A 13,834-nucleotide genomic window follows, 5' to 3' on the forward strand; every position below is an offset into this window, starting at 1 on the left:
GAGGATTTCAACGTCTTTGGATGTAGTGTTGGTGTTGAATACTGAATCGCCCATGTATGTTGCAACTACGGTGTAGTTTCCAGGTTCGATGCTGTTGGTAAAGGTTTCCACATGACCGTTAATAACGTCCATGTACATAGTATATTCTTCACCGCTTTCTTTACCTACCATATAGAATTTAACCAGTCCTGTTGCAGATTCGTTTATATCAACCATAACCAATGCAGCATCTTCATAAACATCAATGTTAAGATCGATAGTGGTATTTTCCTTGGAAATTTCTGTTACAGTAAATGTCACACTAGTACTGTTCATATTGAAGTTATCATCACCAAGATAAGTTACCTCAACAAAGTAACTATTTGGAAGTAAATTAGTAGTTAATTTTGCGACACCATCAACTACTTCAATATTAGCAACAGTACCGCCAACAGCTAACCGTACAAATCCGGTAGCATTTTCATCAACATTCACAGTCACTGTAACTCTGTATCCAACCACTTCAGCACTAGCAGTAATAGGTGTATCTTTCTTAATGTGACCTTTGAGAGTGAACTCTTCAGAGGTAATGTTAGTATTAAATCTGGAATCACCCATATAGGTTGCGATTACTGTATAATCACCAGTTTCAAGAATATCTTGAAGAACCGCTTTACCATCAATTACATCGACATAGAGAGTGTATTCCTCTTCACCGGTTACTTGGAATTTGACAAGACCGGTTGCTGCTTCATCAACAGTAACAGTCATTGTCACATTGTTTTCTCCAGTTGCGACATCCAATTCAATTGGAGTGTCCTGTTTATTTACATTGAATGTTGTGGTATTATATGCGCTGTAGTTACCGTCAACAACAGTTACAGAAACAAAAATATCCTTACCAACAGTTAAATCAGGAATATATTTAACTCCTTCTCCATCATTAACAGATACAGTATAGTTTTCACCTCTAATACTTACAATGTATTCACCGTCAACATCTGCCTGAACAACAACAGTAGCATTATCACCATAAGTAATATCCTCAACAGAAACAACAACGGAAATCTGTTTACTTGTTACTTCAAATACTGCTTCTTCAAATGCGGAATAATTCCCGTCAATTGCAGTTGCATTAACAGTATAACTTCCAACAGTCAAGCCAGGAACTGAAACATTTCCGGTACCGTTTACAACATTAACTTTATAAGTTTCATTACCGACATAAACGAGATATTCGCCGTCAGCATCTGCACCAACAGTAACTACTGCTTTTTCGCCGTAGGTTATATTGGATACAGTAATGTTTAATTCTACAGTTTTTGGAATGACTAATACTACGCCAGGATAGACTACGGATTTATTGGTGTAGTAGGAATCACCTTCATAAGTACCTGTGACCAGATATTTTCCAACATTGTCTACAACATACAAATTAGGAACAACAAGTTCTTCGAGACAGGACTGTGTGGTAGTGTAAACAATATTCATTTGGGAATCGTATACAGTGTAGGTAATGTTTCCATATGCATTTTCTGGAACTTTCACACTAACAGTTGCATTTTCACCATAATAAATAGTATCGTTAGATAGGTTGAAAATTCCGATATTTTCATTAACTGTTAAATTAGCATAGCCGTATGCTTCATTATAGTCGTCAGTTTCAATTTTATAAACTTTGATTTCATATTTACCAGGTTTGAAGTTTTTACTTGGAACTGTAAATGTTCCGCTGCCGTCAATATACAATGAAACTGCATCATCGTAGCTGTCGTTTATAAATACGGTATAATAATCAGCAACGTCGACTTTTACATTAATTTCAATATCTTCACCATAGTTAGCTTCAGCATCACTTACAGTTATGTTTGGAGTGGTTTTGTAAACTTCCACATAAACTGGTATACCGACTGGATAGTAGTTTTTATTTCCACCATATGATGCTGCAACTAAATAGTTACCATGGGTCAATGTGAGATTTTCAAGCTGAGTCTTGTTATACCATTTTCCATCCAATTGATAGAGAATCTTATCGGTAGCATTATTGATGAGTGTTGCATTAACTTCTAATTTTTCACCCTGAGTAATATTTGATATTGTAACTTTTAATCCAGGATCTATACGATTTACAGTGAATGTTTTAGTTTTTTGATTAAATACAAATGTGTTTGAATCATCGTTTTGTGCATTTAATACCACATCGTAGTCTCCACCTGTTAGATTGCTTAAAGTGAGGGTGAATTTATTGTTAGTTACTTTGACTGGATAGACTTTGTTGTTAATGTTTAAATTGACATTGAAGTCGAAGTTTGTACCAATATCAATAGTACCGTTAATTGTTTCAGTTTTTCCGTAGTCAATATCACTAACAGCATAATCGACGTTTTCAGTATCAAAGGTTGTATGGGTAATGTTCACATTAGGGTTCTCACTATAGATGTTTCTGCAATCGCCTCCCTTATTTTCTGCAAACACACATCCGTTGACACTAGCATTCACATCTGATCCAATGAATAATGTACTTTCACCTGAATGTGGGTTGTCTGAAAGGGTATTGGATAAAAATGTGGATTCTGAAACGGACAGATTTTTGTCTTCACTTAAAACAATATAATAACCAGTATTGTTTGTGAATGTACATCCTGAAATACTATTTTGAACATTGTTCCATGATTCAATTATATGGCTAAATGCATTTCCTGTAAATATTGAATTTTCAATATTCAATTTTGAATTATCCCTTGCAAAAATACCTTCTCCTTTAGTATTATCGTAAAATTCAGCATTAATGAGAACATCATTACATTTCTCAACAAAAATGGCTTCACCGGATCCTAATGTGTTTTCAACAAATTCGGTTGATATGATTTTTGCTGAATTCGCATTAGTTATATTAATGAGGCGACCCCAACTGTCGATTGTATTGTTTTCAAATGTTGATTCATTAATGATAATGTCAGATTTACTAGTGACGAGGTAAGTGTGGTATATGTTATTGTCATAAAATTCAGAGTTAACAATATTTAAATTTCCTTCATTATAGATAAATGCTTTAAATTCTATGGTATCACTGTCTTCTCCTAAAGTATTGTTGGCAAAGGCACATCCATCTAAAGTCAAATTACCTCTATTGAAAAAGACTGCATTCTTATAGTTAGTTTTAAATCCGGTGAATACTGCATTACATATAGTAATATCAGAGTCTCCAGTAGTGTTTATAAACCCTAAATTAGTTGTACTTTGATCAAAAACAACATCTCCAAGTGCAATTATGGTTAATTTTTTACCTACAATATTTCCTGCGGCATAGCCAAAACCGCTGTAAGTTCCTTCCATTACATAAATGATGTCTTCAGCTGCAGAATTACTGATAGCTTCACGTAATGTTTCGAATTTTCCACCAGTACTGTTGACAATGAAATTGCCTAAATATTCGCTTACAGTGAATGTGGTTCCGTTTGCTGCATCATTATAGTTTTCATCACCTTCACGGACAACCATTACGCTGTAGTTTCCTTCTCCAACACTGTCCAATGTTATTTCAGCTGTAGTGTCAGCAATAGTGAAAGTTGAAAGCCTATTATTGAACAGAAGCTGGAATGTTCCGTTTTTACTTGCGCTGACTTTTAAAACAGGTGTACCTTTATCTGCATTCTTAAGGATAATGTCCTCTACGGTCAGATTTATGTAGACATTCGCCTTATTTACGATAAGCCTGTCTCTTATTGCTTCACCATAATAAACGTTGCCGTTTTTATCATAAATGACTTCATTTAATATAACGTCATAAGCGCCTTTTGGTAAAATACCGGTATTATATTCAAATATACCATCTGTAATTGCGACTTCAGCATCTTTATAGTTAACAAATCCAGGTAATATTAATTGAAGGTCCATGTTGAATTGAGGATCAAGTGTGCCTGTAATTGTTGTAGGAATGCCGTATTCTCCATCCGGTACGTATAATATCACATCATAGAAATCAAATGTGTTATTACTAAATTCTTGAACATCGCCTGCATTGTAAATGTTTGCATACTCGTAAGCGAAGTTAATTCCAAAGAAGGATTCTGCAAGTTTCAAGGTTTTGTTGTTGTAGATTGCTCCACCATTGCCTGTTGCGGTATTTGCAACTAATGTGGAATTATTCACAATCAGCATATTATTATTGTAAATGGCACCTCCGTCCTTTGCACTGAAACTTCCGCTAAATGATGAATTAGCTATGTTTGCTTCACCGTCATTGAAAATTGCACCACCATATCCGTTTGCAGTGTTATCTTCAAAAGTAGAGTTTAAGACTTCTAATGTTCCTTCATTATAAACAGCTCCGCCATTTATACCTTCATTTTCATTGAAAACTGTGTCTTTAATGGTTAATGAATTTTTGTTATATATTGCACCACCATTTCCGTTATTGATGTTTTCTGTGAAATTGGAAGCAACAATTTCTGCATTTCCATTGTTGTACACAACAGAATTTGTATTTATGACATTGCTTGAGAATTCAGCTCCGTCGATGAATAATTTTCCATTATTTAAAACAATAGCATTGTTAATGGAATTAAGTGAAAATACACCATCTGTTATATTTAAGGAACCGGAATTGTATATGATTGTATCGGTTTCAAAACCGGTGAAAGAACAGTTTTTAAGTGTTAAACTGCCGTAATTTTCAATTGATGCGTGATTTTTTATGCCTCCATCAACAAACTCAATGTTTTCAATTACAACATTACATCCTTCAGCCACTGTAAAGAACCAGTTTGTGCTGTTTCCATCGAAAACAACCATGCGGTCTCTGAAATTGGTAAGTGTGAAAGATTTGGTAATGTCAATTTCCATATTCTCATCAATATGATAATTTGCATTTGCATAAATAATACCATTATCTGTAACATTGCCAATAGCATCAGTTAAGTTTTCATATACCTCATCTGCGGATATGATGAAGTTTGGCACCCTCATTTCAAATGATGCGTCTTTAAAGATATATGTATTGAGGTCATGGTCATTCATTACACCTATAGTGTAGTTTCCGCCCATTACATCCTCGAAAGTGACATTAAATGTTTGGGAACCGTTATTGTAAATTGAGTATAATGGTATATGATCGAAGTACAATAAAACGATTGAATCGAAGGCATCAGTAGATGTACCGTTAACAGTTACTGTCTGGTTGATTTTATCCATTGACCAAGTTACTGTATCCTTAGCGTTAAATATACAAGCTTTCTTAACTATTTCATCAGCAGCATCACCAGCAAAGTAATTCATAGTTCTCTCATCATCTTCACCTTGGTAGTTGTCTAAAAATGTACATGCGTAAAATGAAGCTGATACGAACTGTTCAAGACCTTCTGAAATATAGATTGCTCCACCTTCAGATCTTGCAATATTGTTTATAAATGTAGTGTTATATGCAATGACATCTGCATCCTGATCTGAAGTAAGTGAACCGATATATATTACTCCACCATATTCAGCTTCGTTATTGTAGAAATTACAGTTCAGCAATGTTAAACTACCTGCATCCATTTCGATAACTCCACCATCACTGTTGGCATATCCGTTGATTACGGTAATGTTTTCAAGTGTAATGGTAGGCCCTTCTGTGGTATATATAATAGGAATAGGTGGAGCTGCCTCAATTATCTCTACTTCAGTATCATATGTTAAATACAGGAAGTCACTTTCATGTTGACAGTCAAAAATAACCTCTTCGCCTGCAAAAGCTCTGATTGTTATTTCTGCTTCTCCTTCAATATCAATACCGGCGTTTCCATCTTCGTAATAATAGGTTCCGCCTCTAACTGTAATGATTCCTCCCATTAATGAAGCCGCATCTATTGCTTCTTCCAGGGTTTCATAATATTCATAATCTGAATCTTCATCTTCTTGGTATATGAATGGATAATAATATTCATCATCATAGTCATCTTCATCCTCGCTGAGAATATTTACATTACTTGCGGACCTCATAATGGATAATGGAGCCATTTTGATATTGCTGGTTGAATAGTATAAATCATCACCTTCAAATACTGCATTGATTTCATAGTCTCCGTCATCCAAATCGGAAACGATTAAATCGTCTCTGCAGGATTGGGTTAGGGTTTTAACAATGTTTTTATTTGAATCTGTTATTGTGTAGGTGATATTTCCTACTGCATTTTCCGGAGCTGAAACACCGACAATAGCCTCATTTGGAGATGTGACTTTATTGGAGGCATTTAATGTGACTACCGGAATATTTTTAGTGACTTTCAAAGTAGCCCCAGTGGAATTTGATTTGTAGTTTACACGTTCCTGTGAAGTGACTTTGATTGTGTAGGTTCCAGGTTCAAATATTTCATCTATTTCAACAGCTCTGCTACCGTTAACATATTTATCAGTTTTGTAATCTCCAATTTCTATTGTATAGATTGATGGAACATTTGTTTTTATGTTTACAATAACAGTACCATTATCTTCTACTTCCACATCCTCTACAGATATGGTCGGATTGGCTTTATATACTTCAAAATTGACAGTGGAAGATGAAGGTGCGTAATCTTCATTATTGTAGGTAGCTACTAGGGCATATTTTCCTGCATCTAATTTCAATGATTCAAGTTCATCTTTTGTGTATCCTTTTCCATTCAATTGATAACTTATTCTACCTGAAGCAGTAGAAGGCAGTGTTTCAACGACTTTTAGGGTTTCACCATAGGTAATATTGTCAACAGAAACATTTAATTCAATGCCTATGCGGTTAACTTTGAAAGTAACACTTATGCTGTCCATCAAGTATGTATTATTGTTCATATCTACAATATTATTTAAAACAGCTGTATGTTTTCCATGATTCAATACACCTGCATTATAGGTAAATGCATTGTTTTTAATTTCTGCAGTGACATTTTCACCATCAACGGTTAAGTTTGCTAATGTGTAGATATTGACACCAGGATCTGCTGCACCTTTGATTATTGAGTCATTACCATATGAAACAGTTGACGCTTTTAAGTTAGCATCGCTAACTTCAAAAACAGTATCATGAGCCACAGTAAATCCGTTGCTGTAAATATGTCTGCTTTCTCCAGTGTTATTTATAAAAATACACTCTTCAATGAGTGCTATAACTTTAGGAGAGGTTGCAACAGCTCCAGTTGTTGCATGGTTATCTGTAAAGGAACTGCTATCTATAAACAATGTGAGTTTTTCATTATTAGGGTTTTTGATTAAAATTGCAGAACCCAACTTACCACTATTGTTATTGAATGTACAGCCTTCAATGAATGCATTTGAATTTCCATCAAGACATAAGACTCCTCCGTCGACATCTTTGTTGGCGTTGTTTTCAAAGTTGGATAATCCGATGTCAATTGTTACCTCGGTAGTGTTTGCATTGACATATATTACTCCACCTTCAAGCTGAGCTTTTTCTCCTAAACTATTTTTGATATTGTTTTTAACGAAATTAGATAGGCTTACAGATACATATCTTGAATTGTTTCCAACATATATTGCAGATCCTTTAACAGCAGTATTCTGTTCAAAATCACATGAATAGATTGCTGATTCAAATTGAGCTATGTTTTTAAAGTGAACTGCTCCTCCTTCACGTGCAGTGTTGTTTATGAATTTGGAATCTGTGATTGAAACATCATCATAACCCAATGATGTGACTGCTGCAGTACTTACTTTTAAAGGAGCGACATTGTTTATGAAATTACAGTTGTCAATTTCCAGTGATTCTCCGTCACTAAATATAGCTGCTCCACCATTTCCAGCAAATGATGTTTTTGTAATCTTATTGTCTGTAAAATTACATGAATCCAGTGAAAGATCTCCGTGATTGACTATAGCTCCATAATTTGTATTTCTGTTGTGAATTCCTCTGAATGCTATACCATAAATATAGACTTCAGCATTTTCGTTTACAATTATGAAATTCGCATCGCCGCCCTGAGCATCAAAGACCACAGTTTCCAATGCAATAATATCTAAAGTCTTATTGGATATTACTACTTTTGCGTCGTTATATGTGCCATTTTTAATATATATTGTATCTTCATCACCGGAATTGGCTACAGCTTCAGCTAAAGTATCATATTCCACATTTGTACTTACGACGAGGAAGTTGCTGTAGGTTTTAGAAATTGTAAATGTTGTGAAATTCATAGCAAGATAAAAGTTTTCATCAGCATCGCGCATAGCAACAACTGTATGATTTCCTAAATCAAGGCCTGGCAGCGGCATGCTTCCTTTACCGTTTACAACTTCAAGCTGATAATATTTATTTCCAACAAAAATAGTGTAATTGTAATCAAAATTAGAACTAACATTTAAAACAGGTGTTTCAGGTATTAAAACATCCTTTACATCAAGAGTTAATATTATTTTTGCTTTTTCAATCACTATTTTTGCATATGCTGCCTTAGCGCAAATAGAAATGGTCATTACTGTCTCCTTGAGTATACATTCCTTCCATAGCGAATTCGTGTGTTCCTCCGGACAATACTCCCATACTTATTTTAAATTGATTATCTTTAATGGTGAGCAAGTCTCCAAACAGATTTTCATCATCTCTAATTCCTGCTAAAACAGTATAATTATTATCTAAATTAGATCCCCACTCGAAAACGCCATCAAGAATATAATCCATACCATATGATCCATCTTTTTCATCTATTTTTAAATTCAAATCATATTCATTGAACTGCAAATTAATTTTCCTTGTGGTTGATTCTGAATATATGTTTCTGTAACCAGTAGTTGCATAATTGTAATCAAAAACACAGTTAGTTATATTTACAAGATCGTTAGAGCCGCTGGCTATATAAATAGCCCCTCCCAATTTTGCTCCATTTCCTATAAACTTAGTATCATGTACTTTAAGTTTGCTGGCATATATTGCTCCACCATTATTTGGGGCTTGATTACCGGTAAATTCTGAGTTGGTAACTGTTACATCTGAAGAAGAATCAGCATAGATAGCTCCTCCCCCGTGACCACCATAATAAATATTAGAAGTGAAAGTACAATCATCTATATTTACAACAGTATTACTTAAATCCATCATACCACTTGATTCGAAAGTATTGCCATTCAGTACCAGATTTGCATTTCGTGCAATAATTGTGCATCCAGGTAAATCTCCAAAAGGTCGAATATTTTTAAATTCACAATTTGAAATGGTACACTGCTGATTAGCATCGAAGATTAATGCATTACTTAACCGGCCTGCCATAGTTATATGTTCCATAGTGAGTTGGGAATTCGAATCAACATGCAATACATAATTTTTTTGAGAAATAGGTGAAAAAACAACAGGATTCAAAGAAGAATACTCTTTAGGCATAATTGTTACCTTTTTATTTGAAATTTTCACCATAAAGTTAGCAGAATCAGTGTAAGTTCCACCTTCTACAGTAATTACCCCGGATCCGCCACTAGGAATAGCATTTACAGCAGCACTTAAAGTTTCAAATACCTTATCACCATCTAAAACAAAATTAGGTTCCATAATAGAAAAAGTATTTCCTGAATACTCATATTTTGCTTCCCAATTTTTCATCATGTAAACTGTATAGGTTCCTTTCTCCAGATTAGAGAAAGTTGCCTCATCTCCATCATTACATGGTTTTCTATCATAATAATTACCACCTTTATATAAAACAGCATAATTCACATCATCGTTAACATCAGGAGTTATATGAACTGTTTTAGCAGGAGCATCCACTACAATATCAAGGGACCCGCTTCCTATAAAACGACAATTGTTAAAAGTATGAGATCCGCCATCTTTATCAAGAACATTGTTTCCATTTGGAGCAGTATTGCCCTCAAAATAACAGTTATTAAAGGTAGCTGAAGCATCATCTTCAGCACAGACTGCTCCACCTCCATTGTCTGCTTTATTGTTTGTGAACCGGCAATTATTAGCTATGAGTGAAGCATCGGATTCATCAAGAAAGATTGCTCCTCCCCAACCAAAACCTCCAGCAATGTTCTTACCGGCTTCATTGTTATCAAATATACAGTTGTTAAAGGTCACAGATCCATGTATGATCCTAATAGCACCACCATCACTAGCTAAAGATCCGTCCCCTCCATTTCTAAAGGTTATGTCATTGAAAGTGATATGTGCATCTTTATCATCTATCTTAAAAAACCAATATGTATTCTTTTGGCCGTCAAAAATAACTTCATCACCAGAATTATAAGGCTGGAATGTTATCCATACTCCATCACTAATTGTAATTTCCCGTTCAGCTGAATCGTAACCCCATGCTCTTGCTTTAAGATATATTGTTCCTCCATTATTATCACAGGCATCATCAACGGCATCATCCAAATCTCCGTACCATTTGCCCGCATAATAAAAGTTTGGGTTTTCTCCAAGCAAATCATCATCTGAAGCGGAAAGCACCTCTTCACCTGCATTAGAAGAAGCACCTGCCTTTACTTTCCCATCGGATATTTCATCCGAGTTATCATTTGCACTAATTTCAACATCACTGCCCGCTTCACTTTCAAGCGAAGTGGCATTGTCTTGTAAAGCAACGGAAACCGTTGCAATATCAGTATCGCTGATCTCCTCCAGCAACGTATCATTTGTATCAGCCGCAGAAATTGCACCGATACACATAATCATCACAAGAGACATTATCAGCAATATCCCTATCGTTTTTTTCTTCATTTTAAAATACCTCATCGTATATGCAATTAAAGAAAATATTAGAAATAATATTGATTGAGATGTCCAATATTTTCTTATTAATATTTTTTCTTTAATTGTTTTATAAAGATTATGATGATTAATGGGCAAAAACTACAAAATCAGTTATTATTTTCCAATATAACAGAACGTTAGTTCTTATTTTTCACTAACAGAACGTTCGTTTTCTATATCATTTAATAACTATAAAATATAAATTGTTCAATGTATGAATACAAAACAGTTAATTTTAGAAAATACTTTAAAATTAATGATAGAAAAACAAGACTCTCTCATTTCTATTAGAGAAATAAGTGCATCCTCCGGAATTGCAATTGGTGGAATATATCACTATTTTTCAAACAAAGAAGAGATATATAAAGAAATTACTGAAAGATACTATATAAACTATTACAAAATCAATATAGATGAACTCCGGAAGATAAAGGGAAATGCAAAAGAGAAACTCCACGACGTCATGGCTGAAATTTTTAAGCAAAAAGAAACCGGAATCAAGATTGAAACGATTGATGATGAAATAGACTACAGAATCATATTGGCGATTTTGACTGCAAATGGATTTGCTCATGAAAATTTTCAGGATTTATGCCAAATCCTCCTAAACGAATTGAAGGAATTATTCACAGAAATTATTAATGAAGGTCAAAAAAACAGGGAAATCCGACAAGACCTACCAACCGAAGACCTTGTAGAGTCATTAATTATCATGTACATGGGAATTGAATATAAATGGGAGCTGTATCTAATTGATGATATGATTTCAACCTTTGAAGATAATTTTAATTTGCAATGGGAAAAGATAAGATTCAGAGAATAATTAATTAACTATTAAAAACATTGTGTGGTTAGATGAACACTAAAGATTTGATTCTTGAAAAAACACTAAAATTAATATTAGATAAAGGCACAATCGACATTTCAATTAGTGAAATTCGAAATTGCACTGGGCTGACAACCGGAGGCATATATTATCATTTTTCAGATAAAAATGACATATTTGAAGCAATTATGCAAAAGTATATGGTGGATTATATTAAAATCGATTTTGATAAAATCCATCTTGAAGGTTCCACAAAGGACAGAATCCATGATGCATTGCTTTATATTTTACATCACTTCATAAACGGTAGGGAAATTGAAAGCATAAATGAAAAAATCAATTATAGAAGCGTATTTATGCTTTTAACCTCAACAGGATATGCCAATGATGATGTTAGAAGAGTAATTTCACAAACAGGAAATGATATTGGAATATTTTTAACCGACCTTGTCGAAGATGGTAAAATGCAAAATGAAATCAGAAAAGATTTTTCAAGTAAAAACATTGCCGAATCATTGTATATCATGTATATGGGAATTCAATGCGTTTGGTTAGATTTCCCAAGTGCGGATATTGATCTCATTTTTGAGAAAAACTTTGAAATGGCATGGCAGGCCATCGAATACCAGTGAAAAACTATTTTAAATTTAATAAAACAAGAAAAAAAATAATTAAAATTCATGACATATTAAGAGTAACCCACCTTCTGTTTAACAGGTTATTAATTAATTATTTGCCTAAATTACTACTTTTTCTGACAAATATTTAGATACAGAAAACTAAATATTATTTTCCATGTTAATGATTAACTGCTCCGTGCCGTCATTTAATTGCATAATCAAATCATTTAAATAATACTTAAACTGACTAATTACTTCTGCTTCTTCATTCCAATGAGTATTTTCATACTTCCTTACTTCCACCTATTTTTCATAGCCTACACCTACATCAAAGTATTTCGCTTGTATCTCTTCTTGCAACTGTTGGAGCTGATGATAACTAAAAAGTAAGTCATTAATTTTATAATCCAATAATTAAAACTGTGCCTTATCTCATGCCATCTTCATTGCCAAAAATGTATTCAATACACAATGTTCATAAGTATTAAGCCCATCATACGACTTTAAAAAAAGAAAATAATAACTATTTAACTTAAATAGTTATCAAATTTCAAGTAGATATTTTCTTCCAAATTAGCAAGTCTGGATTTGACTTTTAATTTTCTGAATAACAATTCCCGTATCCAGTCAATTAAAGAACATGCAACAAATATTCCCACACCAACAAGAATTATGCCAATAATCATGGAAATTGGATCCATATTTGCTAAAAATGCGAATTTTTTGGCCAAGACATACTTGTCAACTATCATATTATCATGTATCAGGTAAACACCGAAACAAACTGGAGCGAAGAATTTAATCATGGATATTGAAAATGATTTGGTAATTTTAATATTTTTAAAGACACAGAATAATGCAATACCACCTATAAAGTATAATGGAGACAAATAACAATTAAATGAATATAATCCAAATCCAGTTTCTATTAAACCTAAAGACTCCGAAATATATCTTATTGACCAAGATATTAAAGAACAAACAATTTGAACCACCCCACCCTAAAGAGGGTGGGGATTCCTGAATTTTTTTCACTTAATAATGGTTAATTTAAGTATTTTCAGGCTAATCCCCGTTGAACCAGCGGTTTAGAATATTAATTGCTGCGTTTATGTCTCTATCAAGTATTTTTCCGCATTTTGGACATTTCCAGTTGCGTGTTTTGACTTTTAACTCTTTGTTTATGTGTCCGCAGTGGTGGCATGTTCGGCTTGTGTTGTGTGGTTTTACGAATTGTACGCATCATGTTTTGCTCTCCTCCGATTAAGATCTTGATAGTAGAGTAGTTTTCTTCAAAGACTATGGTATCATATTTTTTGACTATGTTGTAGGTTAGTTTTTCAATGTAGTCATTTAATTGGTTTGTTCTTTTGTTGTACCATTTTTGTAGTCTTTTTTTGTAGTTTTTTTCCATCGTCTGCTCATGTTTCTGCATTTGGACATTACTCTGTTGATGTGTTTGATCATTTGGTTGTCATGGTCAACATCAAAGAATTCTTTTTGTCTTTCGCTTGTGACTAGCCATCCGTTTTTGTTGGAATTGATATCACATCCAATGTGCTCTCCGGTTAATGGTAATTGTTCTGGTGTATCAGTTTCAATGTTGAATGATGCATAGTGGTTTAATCCGTCATAATATACTGTGATGTTGTTGAATTTGGTGTCTGGACTGTTTAATAAATCCAGGTA

The 13,834-nt window shown here is 33.8% G+C and carries 7 protein-coding genes and 1 pseudogene; 2 read left to right on the top strand and 6 right to left on the bottom strand.

The features are described from left to right. Together QZN45_RS10720 and QZN45_RS10725 are read right to left on the bottom strand one after the other, a co-directional pair. Positions 1-8,424, bottom strand: an 8,424-nt coding sequence (locus QZN45_RS10720; protein ID WP_296812881.1) for a right-handed parallel beta-helix repeat-containing protein, incomplete at its 3' end; no start/stop codon positions are given. Continuing rightward, positions 8,402-10,666, bottom strand: a complete 2,265-nt coding sequence (locus tag QZN45_RS10725; protein ID WP_296812883.1) for a right-handed parallel beta-helix repeat-containing protein — start codon at positions 10,664-10,666, stop codon at positions 8,402-8,404. The genes QZN45_RS10720 and QZN45_RS10725, both read right to left, overlap by 23 nt. A 247-nt stretch (positions 10,667-10,913) precedes the next feature. Here QZN45_RS10725 and QZN45_RS10730 point away from each other — a divergent pair, with 247 nt between their 5' ends. Further along, positions 10,914-11,522, top strand: coding sequence for a TetR/AcrR family transcriptional regulator (locus QZN45_RS10730; protein WP_292607822.1), 609 nt, complete (start codon positions 10,914-10,916; stop codon positions 11,520-11,522). A gap of 32 nt (positions 11,523-11,554) precedes the next feature. Then, complete coding sequence (locus tag QZN45_RS10735; RefSeq protein WP_292607818.1) at positions 11,555-12,157, top strand: TetR/AcrR family transcriptional regulator; 603 nt, start codon at positions 11,555-11,557, stop codon at positions 12,155-12,157. A gap of 147 nt (positions 12,158-12,304) precedes the next feature. On the opposite strand, the gene QZN45_RS10740 is transcribed toward QZN45_RS10735, so the two are convergent. The 4 genes and pseudogenes from QZN45_RS10740 to QZN45_RS10750 all read right to left on the bottom strand — a co-directional run. Continuing rightward, positions 12,305-12,448, bottom strand: coding sequence for a hypothetical protein (locus tag QZN45_RS10740; RefSeq protein ID WP_296812886.1), 144 nt, complete (start codon positions 12,446-12,448; stop codon positions 12,305-12,307). Between the two features lie 224 nt (positions 12,449-12,672). Beyond that, positions 12,673-13,140: a hypothetical protein gene (locus QZN45_RS10745; protein ID WP_296801961.1), complete on the bottom strand. Its 468-nt coding sequence runs from the start codon at positions 13,138-13,140 to the stop codon at positions 12,673-12,675. A gap of 70 nt (positions 13,141-13,210) precedes the next feature. Next, positions 13,211-13,372, bottom strand: a pseudogene (locus QZN45_RS11115) (zinc ribbon domain-containing protein); the annotation flags it as partial. 126 nt (positions 13,373-13,498) lie between these two features. After that, positions 13,499-13,834 (bottom strand): hypothetical protein (locus tag QZN45_RS10750; RefSeq protein ID WP_296812888.1); only part of this gene is annotated, 336 nt, incomplete at its 5' end.

Source organism: uncultured Methanobrevibacter sp., assembly GCF_900314695.1.
GTDB lineage: Archaea > Methanobacteriota > Methanobacteria > Methanobacteriales > Methanobacteriaceae > Methanocatella.

Coding starts and splice junctions, on each gene's coding strand:
- QZN45_RS10730 (WP_292607822.1), top strand. CDS start 10,914: ATGAATACAAAACAGTTAATTTTAGAAAATACTTTAAAATTAATGATA.
- QZN45_RS10725 (WP_296812883.1), bottom strand. CDS start 10,666: ATGAAGAAAAAAACGATAGGGATATTGCTGATAATGTCTCTTGTGATG.
- QZN45_RS10735 (WP_292607818.1), top strand. CDS start 11,555: ATGAACACTAAAGATTTGATTCTTGAAAAAACACTAAAATTAATATTA.